The sequence below is a fragment of the Sinomicrobium soli genome (genome assembly GCF_003285545.1).
GTDB lineage: Bacteria > Bacteroidota > Bacteroidia > Flavobacteriales > Flavobacteriaceae > Sinomicrobium.
The window spans coordinates 68,195-84,633 of sequence record NZ_QLNV01000008.1 but is presented as its reverse complement, the minus strand read 5'-3'; the positions used below and the strand labels follow the sequence as shown (position 1 = coordinate 84,633).

General features: G+C 48.4%; 14 protein-coding genes. 1 reads left to right on the top strand and 13 read right to left on the bottom strand.

Features of this window, described 5'->3' with window-relative positions:
• Nucleotides 1-2: 2 nt before the first annotated feature.
• The 13 genes from DN748_RS11940 to DN748_RS11880 form a co-directional block, all read right to left on the bottom strand.
• Entirely contained in the window at nt 3-3,137 is a 3,135-nt protein-coding gene (locus DN748_RS11940; protein ID WP_112372060.1) for a SusC/RagA family TonB-linked outer membrane protein, read from the bottom strand.
• Nucleotides 3,138-3,370: 233 nt separating this feature from the next.
• Nucleotides 3,371-4,084 (bottom strand): FadR/GntR family transcriptional regulator, encoded by a 714-nt coding sequence (locus DN748_RS11935; protein ID WP_112372195.1) that lies wholly within the window; start codon nt 4,082-4,084, stop codon nt 3,371-3,373.
• 272 nt (nt 4,085-4,356) lie between these two features.
• A complete protein-coding gene (locus tag DN748_RS11930) occupies nt 4,357-6,903 on the bottom strand; it encodes an ATP-binding response regulator (RefSeq protein ID WP_112372059.1) in 2,547 nt (848 codons plus the stop codon).
• A gap of 60 nt (nt 6,904-6,963) precedes the next feature.
• On the bottom strand, nt 6,964-7,323 hold the full coding sequence (locus DN748_RS11925; RefSeq protein WP_112372058.1) for a response regulator: 360 nt from the start codon (nt 7,321-7,323) through the stop codon (nt 6,964-6,966).
• A 4-nt stretch (nt 7,324-7,327) separates the two neighbouring features.
• Complete coding sequence (locus DN748_RS11920) at nt 7,328-8,707, bottom strand: ATP-grasp domain-containing protein (RefSeq protein WP_112372057.1); 1,380 nt, start codon at nt 8,705-8,707, stop codon at nt 7,328-7,330.
• Nucleotides 8,708-8,784: 77 nt separating this feature from the next.
• Nucleotides 8,785-9,543 carry a sulfite exporter TauE/SafE family protein gene (locus tag DN748_RS11915; RefSeq protein ID WP_201741473.1) on the bottom strand — a complete coding sequence of 253 codons (759 nt, stop codon included), beginning with the start codon at nt 9,541-9,543 and terminating at the stop codon, nt 8,785-8,787.
• 277 nt (nt 9,544-9,820) lie between these two features.
• The gene (locus DN748_RS11910; protein WP_112372056.1) at nt 9,821-10,015 is read right to left on the bottom strand and encodes a transcriptional regulator; all 195 of its coding nucleotides are present in this window, start codon (nt 10,013-10,015) and stop codon (nt 9,821-9,823) included.
• Nucleotides 10,016-10,141: 126 nt separating this feature from the next.
• A complete protein-coding gene (locus tag DN748_RS11905; protein WP_112372055.1) occupies nt 10,142-10,354 on the bottom strand; it encodes a hypothetical protein in 213 nt (70 codons plus the stop codon).
• 110 nt (nt 10,355-10,464) lie between these two features.
• Entirely contained in the window at nt 10,465-10,713 is a 249-nt protein-coding gene (locus DN748_RS11900; RefSeq protein ID WP_112372054.1) for a DUF7218 family protein, read from the bottom strand.
• Between the two features lie 277 nt (nt 10,714-10,990).
• Complete coding sequence (locus DN748_RS11895; protein WP_112372053.1) at nt 10,991-11,809, bottom strand: universal stress protein; 819 nt, start codon at nt 11,807-11,809, stop codon at nt 10,991-10,993.
• 10 nt (nt 11,810-11,819) lie between these two features.
• Nucleotides 11,820-12,017, bottom strand: a complete 198-nt coding sequence (locus DN748_RS18995; RefSeq protein ID WP_146746605.1) for a hypothetical protein — start codon at nt 12,015-12,017, stop codon at nt 11,820-11,822.
• 130 nt (nt 12,018-12,147) lie between these two features.
• Nucleotides 12,148-13,572, bottom strand: a complete 1,425-nt coding sequence (locus DN748_RS11885; protein ID WP_112372051.1) for a Gfo/Idh/MocA family protein — start codon at nt 13,570-13,572, stop codon at nt 12,148-12,150.
• 14 nt (nt 13,573-13,586) lie between these two features.
• Nucleotides 13,587-14,411 carry a 3-keto-disaccharide hydrolase gene (locus DN748_RS11880; RefSeq protein WP_112372050.1) on the bottom strand — a complete coding sequence of 275 codons (825 nt, stop codon included), beginning with the start codon at nt 14,409-14,411 and terminating at the stop codon, nt 13,587-13,589.
• A gap of 644 nt (nt 14,412-15,055) precedes the next feature.
• Between DN748_RS11880 and DN748_RS11875 the strand changes: the two genes are divergently transcribed.
• On the top strand, nt 15,056-16,414 hold the full coding sequence (locus DN748_RS11875) for an NAD-dependent succinate-semialdehyde dehydrogenase (RefSeq protein ID WP_112372049.1): 1,359 nt from the start codon (nt 15,056-15,058) through the stop codon (nt 16,412-16,414).
• Nucleotides 16,415-16,439 lie beyond the last annotated feature (25 nt).

Genomic DNA, 16,439 nt, shown 5'->3' with positions numbered 1-16,439 from the left:
TTTTAAAAGTTAATATCCAGTCCGAGAGTTATCTGGCGTTGTATGGGATATGCCCCGCGCTGGTAACCCGAAATCAGGGGTGAATTGTATACCCCGCTGGTGGAAATGGCTTCAGGGTTGATCCCGAAGAAATCATCGGCCATGAGGTATAACAGGTTCTGTCCGGATACAAAGAACCTGACCTTGTCCAGCCGTATCCTGCTCACCAGCGACTGTGGCAGGGAGTATCCCAGGATCACCTCGCGGAGGGATACATAAGAAGCGTCCTGCACCAGGTAATCGGTAAACACCCAGTCGCGTCCCAGCTTTTCCCGCGGCCGCGTAGCCGGGAAGTTTTCGTTGAACCAGCGTCCGTCCACAAAGTTCCTGTGCAGGTACCTGGGTTCGGTATAATACCCGTCTCCGTAGAAAACTTCGGCACCGTGCGATCCCTGGAGCAGGAAATACAGATCGAAGCCCTTGAAAGTAAAGGTATTGCTGAAGCCCCACGTAAAATCGGGGAAAGGGCTCCCGAGTGTTGTCCTGTCGTCGGCCGTTATGATACCGTCCCCGTTGATATCGGCTACCCGTATCCCTCCTACGGCATCTTCCGACGAACCCGGGAAGGTATTCAACTCTTCGGCATTCTGCCATATCCCCACCATTTTATACCCGTAAAACTGTATGGCTTCTTCCCCCACACGGGAAATATATTGCTCGTTGCGTTCTCCCTGGTTGATAAACTGCTCTTCCCCGCCCAGGGAGATCAGTTTGTTCCGGTTGGCCGAGAAATTGATATTCCCGTTCCAGGAAAAGTGGTCGGAAGCCAGGTTGGCCGACAGTGCAAGTTCCACACCCTGATTCTGTATTTTTCCCACATTATTCCAGTAATTGTCACGTCCGGTAATAAAAGACACATTCTGTTGCAGGAGAAGCTTGTCGGTTATGGAATAGTAATAATCCCCGGTAAACGACAGTTTATTGTCAAAAAGACTGATATCGACCCCGGTGTCATACTGGTAGGTCTGCTCCCAGCTTATCGCCCTGTTTCCCAGCGTAGGATAGGTTTCTCCCAGTCCGGAAGTCACCGTACCTCCACCGCCGCCCAGGGAATAATTGGAAGGGTACAGCAAGTTGGCAAAAGCATAGTTCTCTATATTGTTGTTCCCCGCCATTCCGAAACTGCTCCTCACCTTAAATTCGTCAATAAACCCGATATGGTCTTCCCAGAATTTTTCCTTGTGTATATTCCATCCCAGGGAAGCCGAAGGAAAAAAACCGTATTTGTTCTCAGGTCCGAAAAGGGACGAACCGTCGTACCGGGCAGCTACCGAGGCCAGGTATTTTCCCTTGTATTCGTAATTTACCCTTGCCAGGAACGAAACCAGGGAGATCTCTTCCTTGCTGGTATAGGTATCGTCGGCATCGATCACCGTAGCCGCATTGATGGTCTCGATCAGGTCGGTAGGGAATTGTGTTCCGCTGATCGCGGTCCTCTTTATCCCGGTATATTCGTAGGTAGTCCCGACCAGGGCATCCAGCCGGTGATTTTTAAACTTCTTTCTGTAGTTCAGTGTGTGTTCGGTAATGATCCGGTTTCGCATATAAGTGGTATTAATACCCAGGGACTGCCCGGTACGGTCGGCAATCGACCTGCGGAACCGTTCGTAATCACGGAACTGAAAATACGCTCCTACCGACCCCCGGTAGCGGAGGTTATCGGTGATATCCCAGTTGGCAAAGCCATCGGTCACCACGCGGTAGTCGTACTGCATACGTTCTTCGTTTTCCATACGGGCTATGGGGTTGTTATTGCTGGACCCCCACAGGGAAGGAACGGTAAATGTCCTTTCATTGCCGTCGGCATCGGTATACGAATAGCTCGTATTGTTAAAGTGCCTCGGATGGGCATAAGTCCCCAGGGGTTGCCCGGTAAGCGCGGCCGTATATTCGTTATGCCTTACGGGGCCCCACTGCAATGCCCTGGAAAAATCGGAAAAGGGCACCGTGGAACGCCGTGTTCTCGAATAGGACGGCCGGAAATTAAACCCTATTTCAAGGTCTTCCGTAAGCCTGGTCGTAAGCCTGCCCTGGAGATTCAGCCTGTTGTTGAAATTATCCCTTAAAAGCCCTTCATCCTCAATCCATTGAGAAGATATATAGTAACGGGTATTGCTGTTCCCCCCGGATACATCGAACTGGTAGTTTTTGATATGGGCCACGCCCCGCTGTGATTCATCGGCCCAGTCGGTGCCCCCGGTATTATCGGCAACGATCCGCTGTGCCATTTCCCTGTCGGAATGTGCCAGTACAGCCGGTGTGGTCCCGTTCTGCATGGCCTCATAGTCTTCCACCATCTGGCGTTCCCTCAGCAGCATATCGGTATACTCATAACCGTCCAGAACGTCTATTTGCTTATAGGCGTTTTTAAACCCGGTAAAGGTTTTAAAAACATATTTCGGCTGAAGGCTACCGTTCTTGGTAGTGATGAGGATCACCCCGTTGGCGCCCCTGGAACCGTACATGGCCGTAGAGCTTGCATCTTTCAGTACCTCAATGGATTTTATGGTGCTCGGGTTGATGAACTCCAGGGCATCTGCTATGGGAAAACCGTCTACCACGACAAGCGGGGATGTATTGGCGCTTATAGAGCTCAGCCCCCGGATATTGATCTGCGGGGCCGTACCCACTTCAGAAGAGATATTCTGAACCTGTACCCCTGCTATCTTTCCCTGGAGGGACTGGTCTACCCTGCTGTACGGCAGTTCGTCGAGATTCTTGTTCTCCAGGCTGGCTACGGAACCGGTAAGGCTGGATTTCCTCTGCGTACCGTAGGCGATCACGACCACCTCATCCAGCTGTTCGGTGTCTTCCCTGAGGCTAACCGTAATATTGTTCTGGTTCGCGATGATAATGGTTTCGGTAATGTATCCCACATAAGAAATACTGATCACATCATTCCCGGAAACCTCAACGGAAAAATTACCGTCGAAATCGGACGTAGTTCCCCTCGAGGCATTGACCACCACGATATTGGCACCTATAACAGGCAACTGGTCTGCTGCGGAGATGACTTTCCCGGTAAGCGTATAGGAATCCTGGGCGTACAGGGACATTATACCCAGTGAGAAGAAGAGTATACACAATCTGGCTTTCATAATTAGTTTGGTTTTGAATGGTTTTGTCCGGCCATATACCAGGTACCGCTACCACTGCAAATCCATAATTATGAAGCCGATTATTTTGTTACAATAATCTTTTCCTTAATTTTGCAATACGTAGTAGTACTTGATATCAGCACTATTATCAGACTTCTGACGACAAGAAGTTTTTGTTTAAAAAGGGTGAGTAGGCAGCTCATCCTTTTTATTTTATAACTGGTATTACCTGCTCAACTGTAGCAGTAACGCTTCAGATCGGTGAAATGGGCATCTATGGCCTTCTCCGCCTTTTCCGGATCTTTTTCCCTGATGGCATCAAAAATATCCTGGTGTTCCTTGATCAGTTTTCTGGCTTCTACATGGCTACATATTTTATTCTTCATAAAGTAAGTGATGATCTCCGGCACGATGATCAGTACCAGGGAATGCATGACACTGTTATTGCCGGCCTCTACGAGTTTCAGGTGAAACATCATATCTTCCTCAACGGCACTCTCACCGGTGAGAAGCTTGTTCTCAAAGGCTTTCAGGGCCTCTTCGATATGTTGCAGGTCGTCCTCACTCCGGCGCTGCGCCGCGAGCCATACGGCGTTTTTTTCGAGCATTATTCTCGTTTCTACCAGCGACTTGAAATCCGGCCGCTGCAACTTCAGGATATCCCGCATCATCCCGTTCAATGCCGTAACCCCGAGGTTGGAAACCACAGTGCCGCTTTTGGGCAGGGTTTTCAGCAGGCCGTAAAACTCCAGCTTCTGTATGGCCGAACGCACCTGCCCCCGGCTTACATTGAACTTCTCCGACAACTTCCGTTCCGAAGGCAAACGGTCTCCGGACTCCAGCTGCCGGGAGGTGATAAGCTCTTTTATCTTGTTGATAATAAGTTCCTCATCGGTCTGAAACTCTTCCTGAACTTCCGTGAAATTTTCCTTTTTTAGATCCAGCATATCCCATTTGGTAATTTGGTTGACCAAACTGGTTGACCAGATTGGTTAACCAAAAGTAGTGATTATTTTTAAATACACAAGACCGGGGGTAAAAAAAATTGCGTATTTGATAATTTTAACATTAAATACATGGTAAATATGTGATTTTAGCTCGTTCAGAATATGGAATTCACACTATAAAAACGAAAAGCTGCCCCGAATGAAGCAGCTTTTTCCGTTAAAAACGGGTATTATTTACCAGCCCGTAACAGGCCGTACACCAGTCTCCTGTCTCAACATGCCTCTCCCAGTTCCTCGTTGCACTGCTTCCAGAAACGGTACAGGTCTCCCGCCTGTCGCAGGGCCGCTTTCTTCCTGTCCCTGAGGTTCAGTTCCAGGGCCTTGGTGGCAAAGGGCGGCGTTACCCGTACCTGTGCGAACCTGGATGCCAGTTTGTGAATGGTATGGGCCAGGGCCTCGTAATCCTCTTCGTCAAGGGCTTCCCTGTAAATTTCCAACTCCTTGTTGTTCTCGCTTACCAGGAATCCCAGCATGTCCCTCAGGGCTTCCTCGTCATCGCCGGTGTACTCCTTAAGATCGCCCAGGTCGTATTTTCTCTCTTTCTTTTCCGGTCGTTCAGGCAGGGCGGTACTGCGGTGTTCCAGGTCGAGGAGTTCCGAAACAACCTTCAATACATTTGTTTTCCGAAGCGGCTTAAAAAGGGTCCTGTCAAAGCTTCCCATATTCCGCCGGTCTTCATCCGTAAGCATGACGTTGGCGGTAGCAATAATGGTACGGGCGAGCCTTATTCCCCTGTTTTCCAGTTCCTGTTTCAACTCGTATCCCGACATTCCCGGCATTTTCATATCGAAGATCACCAGGTCGAAGGTTTCCGTTTCGAGGCGTTTCAATGCCTGTTCCGGGTTATTCTCTGCCGTAAAACCGGCGCCGTAAGGGACCAGGAGTTTTTCATAGAGACGGGTAATCAACGGGTCGTCGTCTACCGCAAAGACACGTATACCTTTCAGGCTGTCGGGAGCCATTACAAATGTTCCTTCGCCGGCAGTGGTTTTTGCTGCTCCCTTTTTAAAGACAAAGCCTGTCACAAACCTGCTGCCTTCCCCTTCCCGGCTTTCCACGGTAAGGGTACCGCCCATTTCCCGTACCACCCTTCTCACGATCCCCAGCCCCAGCCCTGTGCCCTTGATCTTGTTTTTATGGGTTCCTGCCTGCTGATAGTCCTGGAATACCGTCTTCTGCTCTTCCTCACTCATCCCGATACCGGAATCCTCGATCACTATATCTACCTGAAGTGCCGTCGTATCCTCCGGGTCTTCATGAACTTCCAGGGCCAGCTTGATATATCCTTCTTCGGTGTACTTGATGGCGTTGTGTACCAGGTTATACACGATCTGCTGAATGCGGTATTCATCCGATATAACGTATACCGGGGCCGAAGGAAAGAGGAACAGGGGCTGTATCCCGCGGTTGATGATCAGCGGTTCGAAATTATTCCTCACCCTGCCCAATACTTCCAGCAGGTCGAAATTCTCATTCCTGATCTCTATGATCCCCGCCTTTATCTTGGCCATGTCCAGGATCTCATTGGTCATCTGGTAGAGATAACCGCAGGCCGATTGCAGGGCCTGTACATTTTCATCGTCCTGGTCCAGCATGTCGGCATAGCCTATAATGGAGGTAAGGGGTGTACGGAGCTCATGGCTCATGGTAGACAGGAATTTCTGTTTTTCCTCGGCTTCCCTCAGGGCCCTTTTTTCACTCAGTTCGAGCTTTTTCTGGTAAAAGATGGAGGTATTGATATCCCTGAAAATAATATAGGTGGCAATAAGACCGATGACCAGGAACACCAGGATGATCGCCCCGGTCTCATAAATGTATCTCCTGGACGCTGTCGAAAAGTTATCGATATACAGGTTGAACTCGCGGAGTTCCTCAAAAAGTATTTCATTGAGGGTCCCTTCTATAAAATTATTGATTTCGGCATTTTTCCGGAATATCTGCTTTTCCCGCTGTTTCAGGTTATCCAGGATCCGGATCCGTCTTTTCTGGACTTTCTCGAAGATGGAGATGATCTTCATTTCCGGCGCTTCTCCCGCCTCCTGCCGCATATGCAGGGTATCTACCGCCGTAGAAACCACGGTATCCCTGTCTGCCTCCACCTCCTCCGCAAGGAAAGGTTCAGGCAGGTCCCCGTTTTCCCGTGCCGTGGTATCCTTACCGCCCCGGCCGAACAGGCGCTGAAAAAAGTTTCGCTTGTCTGCCCCGCTCAGCTGGTCCTTGACCAATAATCTTCCGGAATGGTCTACGGGGTTTTCATAGATCTCCGAGGTGATCTGCTTGATGATGGTAATGGAATCCCGGGCACTCAGGTTAAGGGTTGAGAGTTCTTCTTTCAGTACATCTTCAAAATCATTTAAAAACCTTTCCTGGCTTTTCTGCCTGATATCCTCCAGGGTAAGGTATTCCCTTTTAATCTCCCTCAGCAATTGCGGGATGGTATCCAGGCGGCTGTAATCTCCCTGCTCACGGGACTTTCCGGAGACCTCCTTTACGGAATCCAGGTTAACTTCAACGGAAGCGATAATGGAATCGACCTTTTCCCGTGAAAGTTCGACGGAATCGACCAGGTATAGGTTGTTCAGCCTGTTGAGGTCGAGGGCTATCTTCTTCAGATAGTTGGACTTCTTCTGGGGGTTAATACTGTTTTCCACCCGTGTATTAAGCGACTCCAGGCTGGTATAAAAGTAAAACCCCACTGAAGCTATGGCAACCACGCTCAGGGCAAACATCAGCAGGGTCTTACTCTTTACATGAAGCATAGCGATGTATTTTGCAAGTTAACAACATACCGGTTCCGGACAGCTGTCCGTACTATTGTCTCACCCCAGTTTTTCCAGGAGCTCCAGGAATTCCGCCGGTTTAATGGGTTTCTGAATAAAATCGACAACCCCGAGCTCACGTGCCCTGGCCACGACCTCTTCGTCCCTGAAACGGCTCATCAGGAGTTTGGTGGAATTGCTGTTGGGACTGTTTTTGGTGGCTTCCAGGACACTCAGCCCGTCTTCATCGGGCAGTTTGTAATCGGTGATGACCACATCAAATTTTTCCAGGGCAAGCAATTCCCTGGCCCTGGCGGCAGATTGTGCATCCCTGGTCTCTATCCGGTTGTTGTTCAGGAATTTTGTCAGTAAACGACAAAATACCACATCATCCTCTACTACTAATATCTTTAAGCTCATAATCCTATAGTTTATCAAATTTTTCAATCGCGTGCCGGTCTATGGCATAAGTAGCCATGGCGCTTTGAATAAAGCCCTGTATCAGTTCGTCTATTCCGAGCCCCAAGTTACCAAAATTACGGATATCGTATAACATCAGGCGTTCATCGTCGTACGACCAGCCCTCGGTCTGCTTTACGGAGAGGTTTGTTCCGTACAGGTCCCAGGAACTGGCTCCTTCCGGCAAGGGCTTGTTGAGCGGTAAACGCGCTCTCCTGGAATAAATGGCAAGAGGCCGGAGCCCGTTTTCCGTATAGTGCATCATCAGCCGGAGGTCAAAAGCATAGCTCCTGTTCTTCTTGTCCGGGATGGTCCCTACGTGGTACCAGGCTTTCTCCCGGTCGGACCCGTTGATGTGGTTGCTGTATATCAGCTGCTGGATCAGGTATTTTTCGGGCTGGTATTGCTTCAGGGTCTCGTATACCTGTTTCATTTCCTTTTCTGATGTTACCGTATACACCCCCTGCCCGGCATTGCTGTCGGGGACCTTGACCACCATACTTCTCCCGAGTTTTTCGAAATATTCCGGCAGATCCCCGTGTTCTACTTCCAGAAAGGTTTCCGGGGTATGTATCTCCAGCCCGTATTTCCTGAACTGCTCATTAAATTTCCGGTATGCCATATAGGCTTCCGTCTTGTTCCGCCCCCCGGCCAGACAGGCTTCTATAGGGTTGAGCAGTAATGTTTTCGACTTCAGGGGAAGCCTGTTCCAGGGTTCCTGCGTCACATAGCGGAACGCGGCCCGGACAGGTATCCATGATTCATCTTCCGACTTTACATACAGCTTGTTATCTACAAACTTCGCCGGGGGGTTGGGATCGTCTTTCAGGAACCTGGCCAGGTACACATCTTCTCCGAAAACATCGGCCAGCGTAGAAGCATAGCCCACATTCTCCATAGGGTTCTTGTCGTATATGACTGCCAGGGCTCCCGTTTCATCATGGAGATCTATCTGGGGCTTAAACGTCTGTTCTATAAGCTTTCTATACCCTCCCTGTTCCACGTTCAGGTCCAGCAGCGGCATGGATTTCTGTCCGGACGGGCAGGAATTGGTCTCTATGATGGTAAGTTTCCGGTTCCCGGCCCGGTTGGTCACATGCATCATATCGGTACCCGACCACTTGAAATATTCCGGGCGGTACGAAAGGATTTCTTTAAGCATCTCCGGGTCTGTTGTGGGGTTCAGGCGGTTGTACCTCGCAATGAACTGATCCTGGGTAAGGTGGAGAAAATGGCTTACCAACGGGTGTATATTGGAATTCAATACCCGGGGATACCAGTGTTCCGAAGCCTCGAAATCTCCGGGTTCTACCAAATGTACGTTATCTGCAATACTTAATTTCATGGGCTTATTTTCTGTTGTTTTTCAAATGGATATAGTGTATGATTTTCGATAGCCTGTTATGGTGCCGGACCTGCCGGTCAGGTAGCGTGAATGGTTTGCAGTATGAAATCCCAGTGCTTATACAGCATCAGTACCCCGCTCACGACCATGGTGGTAATGACGATCTTCCGGAAGATCAGTTCCGAGATCATTCCCAGTAATTTTTTTCCGAAAAAATTCCCGACAATTGCTGTCACTCCCAGAATGAGGCCGTATTTGAGGACATCTCCCGTGAGATATCCGAAATAGGCATAACTGGCCAGCTTTGAAATATGCAGTACTACGGCATTAGCCGAACGGGTGCCTATGAGCTCTTCCTTGGTCATCCCGTAATTCATATAGGCCGAGTTCATCAGCGGTCCCACCCCTCCTATCAGTCCGGAGAGAAATGAAATGGTGAACCCGATGGGAACAAAATGCCAGGTCTTGATACGCCTTTCCCTGACTTTTTCCTTTTTCTGGAAGAACTGTACCACGGTAAAAACCAGGAAAAGCCCGATAATGATCTGTATCCAGTCTGAAGAAAGGGAAGCGAACAGCCGGGCTCCCAGCACCGAACCCACGATGGTGGAAGGCAACAGCCACTTGAACAGATTCCAGTCGATGTCCTTAAAGAATAAAAACACCCTGGAACTGCTGCTCATGGCTATTCCCGTGGTCATTATGGGCGCCACCGACTTGGCACCCGCTACAAAAATGATCAGTGGCATCAGGAGCAGGCTCGCTCCGCCACCGCTTACCGTACTGAGTACAAAAATCAAAAACCCCAGTACTACCAATAATGTTATTTTAATCATAGCAAAAAAGCAATCTTACAGGCGGGGCCGGTGTCCGTAACACAGCTCCGCATTTTCTGATATTGCTCTCTTTTGCAAATACCGTGAAAAACGGGGGGGTTTAACAGAATATTGACATAATCGTACCGCTCGGCAACGTTTCGGGCCACTCCACAGCGTTACGGGTATCCTTGTTTGTATACAAAATCTACAGGTAGTGTATAAAGGCTGGTCATCAGAATCCGGTCAATGATTTTGGCAGGTAATATCGTATAAGGTATATTCAGTGATTATTTTCCTATTGCGTACATACCTCACTGTCCAGAAGCCTGAACATGTCCTCTTTTTCAAAGAAGATCTCTCCATCATCTGCCTTTGCTGTAATCACAATGCCCACGTATGGGTTCTTCTCGACCTCAATAACAGTGGCTTCCGTCCAATCTGCCCTTCCCGTAACCTGGGGGGCGATTAAAACTCTGTCTCCTGTTTTCATATCCGCTATTTTTATCAAAGATACAAAATTTGAAAGCAATATTATTTCACAAATATTCTCTTTTTAATCCGTAAATTAGGTCTCCGTATTCGACTACCGGGAAAGCTGCATAAAAAGAAAGGTTGCCTATAAAGCAACCTTGTTATTCTTTCTCAGCTGTGGGGCGTAAGCGTTTTTGGCGGAAGAGTTAAGACTTGTAAACCGGTATTCATCACTATTCAGCATTTGGTGATACAGGTTCTCGTTTACCGTAACAGGAATCTTTAAATGGGGAAAACGGATCTTGTACCGGTCTCCCTCCTTACCCACCAGTTGTACCTGAACAGGCTTTTTCTCCATAATCCAAGTTTTTTAAGTTAAACCATAAGAACATACGATATACTTATCCCTCTTTTTGCAAAATACGTTCCAGAAGAAAGACAAGTGCCTTTCTGACAGTATTCCGTTTGTCACGAACTCCGGAGTGCCCTGATCAGTTCCTTTTTATTCATCCTGCTACGCCCTTCAATACCCACTTTCTTTGCCTGCTCATAAAGCTCTTTCCGGGTACGTTCCTCATATTTACTCGCCTTTCCCCCTTTTTCAGAGGCGTCTTTGGTATTGGCAATCCGGGCGGCCTTGGATTTGCTCATCCCTTCCTTTCGAAGTTTTTCATACTTCTCGTCATCCTTGATCTGCGGACCGTGATCTTTTACCATAGTTTCTGTGTTTTAAGATTTGAGTTCCTTAAAGTACTAAAAACACAGACAACATCCTAATTTTCAGCTGATTTAACATACATTTAAAATTCACGGCACAAAAACTCCGGGCGCTCCAGCCCGTCCGTATTTAGTGGCCTCATTCGAAGGACCTGTCGTTTGGTTATTAGGTTATTCAGTTATTAAGTTATTCAGGCGACAACTCATTAACTCATTAACTTATTACCCCATTAACCTAATAACCAACCACTAAACACCTGTCAAAGAGTTCCATCGTTCAGTCCACCGGAATCGAAAGCAGCGGAATACTGCTTCCCGAGGCCATCATTCTCGTTTTGCTCCTGTGGATCAGCGATTGCCAGAACCCGTATTTATAGGGAACCATAATAAGCATATCTGTTTTGGTGGCAGCTATTTCCTCTTTAATGGCTTCCAGTATCTTTTTGGATTCCACATTCTTGTAATAATAGGTTACCTCCTTTAGCTCCTTCTCCATGAGCTCTATCTCCGGACTTTTAGTATCTCTCAGTTCCTCCACCTTTTCCGAAACGTGGAATACTTCGACAATGGCCCCTATATGCGAAGCCAGTTCCTGGACCTTTTCAAATATTTCCTTCTGTACGCCTTTTACGATATCACAGGCAAACAGGAGATGATATATGCCTTTGTACCTTGCCCCCAGGGGAACAGCGAGTATGGGGGTCCGAAGCTGGTGGATGACCACTGTTGTGGTATTGCCCAGCAGGTCCTGTTCTGCCGATTTCTCTGCCATTCCCATCACCAGCATTCCGGCATCATATTGCCGGATACAGCGTTCTACCTCTTCATAAAAATCGCCGGAAGCAAAATGTATTGCCGCCTCTATACCGGAAGATTGCTTTATCCTATCGCTTAATTTCTGTAATTCCTCCGTCTTACGGGCGATGAGCATCTCTATGGAATCGTCAGACAACCTGGCATTCAATGCATGTACCGAGATATTGTACAGGGTAAAGAGTACCAGTCTGAACTGATGTTCTTCCGCCATTTTAACAGCGTATTGAAGCGCGTTTTCCGCTTCTTTGGAAAAGTCTGTGGCTACTACTATTGTTTTCATGTCTAAAGGATTAAGGGGTTACCATATCACCGGGAACACTCCTGTTATTCAGAACCAAAAATATACCCGGGGCTATAAACCTGAAATGATATTTGTCAGACCGGCTCCCCGGAAGGCAGTCATGGCAGGAAGTCGGAAGTCCGAAGTTGTCATCCAGACCGGAGGGAAGGATCTCTACCCGGGCACCAAGGAGCTCCAATAGCATCAAGGAAGCACCCGAGATTTAACTGCGTTGAGCCCTTCGGGGTTCTCCTTTCCCGATGCTCGGGACAGGCTGTCGGAATGACTAACAACTAAGAACTACAAACTAACAGACTAATAAAACCATCCCGTTTTCCCTAAAACTTCCTGTATTCCCCGGCCAGGTATTTATTGGCTTTTTCTTCCCTGAACCTGGCGGTTTCGGCATCCCAGTGGAGGGTTTCTCCTGGAAATCGTCCGGCTATGGTACCCAGCAAAATGGTTTCCGTAAGCCGTGCGGCATAATCAAAAGGCGCCGTACATTCCCCCTTGCCCAGGCAGGCATCTACAAACTGATGATAGTGTTTGGGACCTTCAGACTCGTAATTACGGACGGGCTCTCCCAGGCCGTGCTTCTCCGACATTTTGGCGATTTCCTTCGAAATATCCACATATTTCCCCCTTACGATCTTCCTGGGGAGTTGCATGAAATGGGGTAATAACAGGCGGCCTTTTTCTCCGACAAACATGGCTCCCTGTTCCGGGAGTTCGTTTTCGGCAGCCACTCCTGCATCGAGGGATATCTTGTCCTTAACACCGGCTTCCTTTTTCTTCTTGCCTTTTCCGGTATCCATACCGGGCAGCATGAGATCTTCGTGCATGGCCGGGGCACCTTGTCCGTCATACCATATCCACTTCAGGGATTTTGCAGTATAATCGGTTCCCGGAAATTCATAAGTTACCGTATTGTGCTCCGGGAACCCGAAGCCGTTGGGCTCCCTGCATTCCGTGGTAATGGTCTGCGGAACATCGAGTTCCAAGGCGTTGTACGGGGTATCAAAAATATGCACCCCCATATCACCCAGGGTACCACAACCGTAGTCCACCAGTTTTCTCCAGTTCCCGGGATGGTATACTCCTTCCTTATAGGGCCTCATGGGCGAAGTTCCCAGCCAGAGGTTCCAGTCCAGCTTTCCGGGTACGGGATCTTCCCCTTCCGGCAGGGGGCCGTCGTACCCCCAGTTTTTCGGAGACCAAGCGTGTACCGTATGTACCTTTCCTATAATCCCCGAGCGGATTAAAAGTGTAGCCAGTTTGTAATCATAGAAGGAATGTACCTGTATCCCCATCTGGGTAACCAGCCCCTTCCGGGCAGCCAGTTCTTTCATCGCCCGGGATTCGGAAACATAATGCGTAAGCGGCTTCTGGCAGTATACCGGCTTGTCCATCTCCATGGCCAGCATGGAAGCCGGGGCATGGGTGTGGTCGGGAGTAGACACGATTACAGCATCGATCTGGTCTCCCATTGCTTCCAGCATGGCACGGTAATCAAAAAATACCCGGGCATCGGGATGGAGTTTACGGGCCTCAGACAAGTAAACGGCATCGACATCACACAGGGCTACTACGTCGACCTCGGGATGGGAAGAAACGGCCTTCAGGTCTTCCATACCCATATTTCCCACTCCGATATGAGCGGTTCGCAAGCGGTTTCCGGCAGCAGAAGCCTTTAACAGGGAAGGGGCCAGCATCACTCCCAGGGCACCGGCACCACTTGTTTTTAAAAATTCGCGTTTGTTCATTTTATTCTGGAGAATTATAATTTTTTGATCTTTATGTTCCGGAACCAGATCGGGCTGGCGTGGTCCTGCAGGGCGATATACCCGGTCTTGTACTTCCCGTAATCAGGGCTGTTCTTCCATTTGTCGGAGTTTTTCTTTTCATGCCAGGCCTCGTCCCACGGCACGAAAGACAGCAGCAGTTTTCCATTGAGCCAGTGTTCTACTTTTTCCGGGGTAAAGACAATTCTGGAACTGTTCCACTCTCCTACCGGATGCAGTATTTTATCCGGGCTGGGCGGGTGCATGGCATAATCGGCCCCGGTTTGCTGCAAGGGCTTCAGCTCTTCGGGTTTTTCAGTATATCCCAGGCTGGTATTGTATGCCGTAAGGTCGTGGATACTGGCGTAGTTCTCATCGTCTATAAGCTGGTATTCGGGAGCCACCACCGGCGGACCGTCATATCCTTCCTTTACGTGATAGAAAATACCGCTGTTCCCTCCTTCGGGGAGTTTCCATTCCAGGTACAGTTCGAAATTGTCAAACTCCTCGGCTCCGTAGATGATATCTTTTCCGCCCTTGTAATTCTGTTCCAGTCCGAGCTCGGTATCAAAAGTCAGAGTACTGTCTTTTACCGTCCATCCCGGCGGCAGGGAATCCATGTCGTATCCGCGCCAGCCTTCGGTACTCGTCCCGTCAAAGAGGTAGATCCACCCGGAGTCCTTTTGCCGGTCTTCCTGTGTGAGCTCTTCCCCGCTCACTGCTTCCGGAGCAGTTTTTTTCTCAGTGTCGGTTTTGCAGGAAAAAGCAACTGCTGCCAATGATAACAAGGCAATCTTCCTGATCCGGTTTTTTGATCTCATAGTCATTATTTTAAGATTTTAAGTTTAAGAAAGTATTCAGAGCTTGTTTAAACTAATTCCAATTGGCTAAAAAAATGCCCTTTTTGCCCCAGTGCGCCACCTGGCCCCTTCACTAAAAACAGCTACCAGCTGTTTTCTTAACGTTCGGTCCTGTCTTTTTATCACCCCGTAGCTATGCTATGCGGTTCAAAAAAGTCTTCATATGGAACAAAAATCATCATTTTTCGCTGCAATCAAATCAATTTAAACAAGCTCTCAATAATAATACATTTCAGAATGACAAAAGTATTACTGTCAACATTTTTAAATGCTAAAAAAATTTATCTGAAACCATCCTCGTTCTTATCACAACCAAATGTGTTCGAACCACAAAAAACAAAATAATTGCCATTATACCAAAAATTTTGTTTGTCAGATTGCCTTTTTGTGGTAAAAGTTATTCGGTTATTGGGTTAGTAAGTTATTCAGGCAACAGAATTTCCTTCCGGGCTACCAATATTTCCGCGATTCTTTTGTAATTTGCAGAGAACCCGATTTACCTTATATTTTTTTGAAACGTATTGACTCCGGCGTAAGGGAGAATAAGTTTTTCCTTTTGAAAGGACAGTCTACGTCGGGTTAAACCCTAAATTCATACTATTAAGATGCTACAATCCATAAACCCGTATTCCTCGCAGAAAGTTTACGAAGTCAGGGAATATGACGAACAACAGATCAATGAGGCCATTGACAGGGCGGATGAAAGATACCGGTCGTGGAAGAAGGTCTCTTTTCCGGAGCGGAAAAAATTAATGCTGGAAGCTGCCCGTGAATTGCGGAAGAACAAGGAAGAATACGCCACTGCAATTACGGAAGAAATGGGCAAGCCCATCACACAGTCCCTGGCAGAAGTGGAAAAATGCGCCTGGGTCTGTGAGTATTATGCAGCGCATGCGGAAAAACAGCTGTCTGACAAATCCATAGAGACGGAAGCATACCAGAGTTATGTGAGTTATGAACCCATAGGTGTCGTTCTCGCGGTAATGCCCTGGAACTTTCCCTTCTGGCAGGTTTTCCGCTTTGCGGCTCCCGCATTGATGGCGGGAAATACCGGACTCCTGAAACACGCGAGTAACGTCATGAAGTCGGCCGGCCTTATTGAAGAAGTCTTCCGGAGGGCCGGGTTTCCCGACGGCTGTTTTACCAACCTGCCGATAAGCAGTAAAAAGGTAGAGCACATCATTGAGAACGACAAGGTAAAGGCCGTTACTCTTACAGGAAGTGAGATGGCGGGCAGAGCCGTGGCTGCTGCTGCCGGGAGCCGGATCAAGAAAACAGTACTGGAACTAGGGGGCAGTAATGCCCTGGTTGTTTTTGACGACTGTAACCTGGAAGAAACGGTCAGGACCTGTGTGCAGGCGCGTTTTCAGAATGCCGGACAAAGCTGTATTGCCGGTAAACGGTTGTTATTACAGGCTGCCATAGCGGAAAAATTCACGGAAAAGTTTGTGGAAGCCGTCCGCAACCTGGAAACGGGAGACCCCATGGACAAGGATACTTACTTGGGTACCCTGGCCCGTGAGGACCTTGCGGAGGATCTCGAAAAACAATTGCAGGAATCTGTTGAAAAAGGGGCTGAAATACGGACCGGGGGAAAAAGGGACAAGGCTTTTTTCGAGCCTACGGTAGTTGTCAATGTTACCGAGGAAATGCCTGTTTTTAAGGAAGAAACCTTTGGCCCCCTTATGGCCATAACGGTTTTTGATACGGAAGAAGAGGCCATAGCACTGGTGAATAAAAGCAGGTACGGACTGGGGGTCTCTGTCTTCACTGAGAGCCTGGAAAGGGCCCGAAGCCTGGTCCCGGAATTTGACGATGGCGCCGTATTTGTGAATGAACTGGTAAAAAGCGATCCCCGCTTACCGTTCGGGGGAACCAAGAGTTCGGGGTACGGACGGGAATTGTCGGTAGACGGCATCCGGGAATTTGTCAATAAAAAAACAGTGTATATCCATAAGTATTGAGGGCATGGGAAACAATGCCACCCCG

What these genes read in the sequence shown, in the direction of transcription:
- DN748_RS11875 (WP_112372049.1), top strand. Translation starts at nt 15,056, where the DNA reads ATGCTACAATCCATAAACCCGTATTCCTCGCAGAAAGTTTACGAAGTC.
- DN748_RS11935 (WP_112372195.1), bottom strand. Translation starts at nt 4,084, where the DNA reads ATGCTGGATCTAAAAAAGGAAAATTTCACGGAAGTTCAGGAAGAGTTT.
- DN748_RS11905 (WP_112372055.1), bottom strand. Translation starts at nt 10,354, where the DNA reads ATGGAGAAAAAGCCTGTTCAGGTACAACTGGTGGGTAAGGAGGGAGAC.
- DN748_RS11880 (WP_112372050.1), bottom strand. Translation starts at nt 14,411, where the DNA reads ATGAGATCAAAAAACCGGATCAGGAAGATTGCCTTGTTATCATTGGCA.
- DN748_RS11920 (WP_112372057.1), bottom strand. Translation starts at nt 8,707, where the DNA reads ATGAAATTAAGTATTGCAGATAACGTACATTTGGTAGAACCCGGAGAT.
- DN748_RS11885 (WP_112372051.1), bottom strand. Translation starts at nt 13,572, where the DNA reads ATGAACAAACGCGAATTTTTAAAAACAAGTGGTGCCGGTGCCCTGGGA.
- DN748_RS11910 (WP_112372056.1), bottom strand. Translation starts at nt 10,015, where the DNA reads ATGAAAACAGGAGACAGAGTTTTAATCGCCCCCCAGGTTACGGGAAGG.
- DN748_RS11940 (WP_112372060.1), bottom strand. Translation starts at nt 3,137, where the DNA reads ATGAAAGCCAGATTGTGTATACTCTTCTTCTCACTGGGTATAATGTCC.
- DN748_RS11915 (WP_201741473.1), bottom strand. Translation starts at nt 9,543, where the DNA reads ATGATTAAAATAACATTATTGGTAGTACTGGGGTTTTTGATTTTTGTA.
- DN748_RS11930 (WP_112372059.1), bottom strand. Translation starts at nt 6,903, where the DNA reads ATGCTTCATGTAAAGAGTAAGACCCTGCTGATGTTTGCCCTGAGCGTG.
- DN748_RS11925 (WP_112372058.1), bottom strand. Translation starts at nt 7,323, where the DNA reads ATGAGCTTAAAGATATTAGTAGTAGAGGATGATGTGGTATTTTGTCGT.
- DN748_RS11900 (WP_112372054.1), bottom strand. Translation starts at nt 10,713, where the DNA reads ATGGTAAAAGATCACGGTCCGCAGATCAAGGATGACGAGAAGTATGAA.
- DN748_RS11895 (WP_112372053.1), bottom strand. Translation starts at nt 11,809, where the DNA reads ATGAAAACAATAGTAGTAGCCACAGACTTTTCCAAAGAAGCGGAAAAC.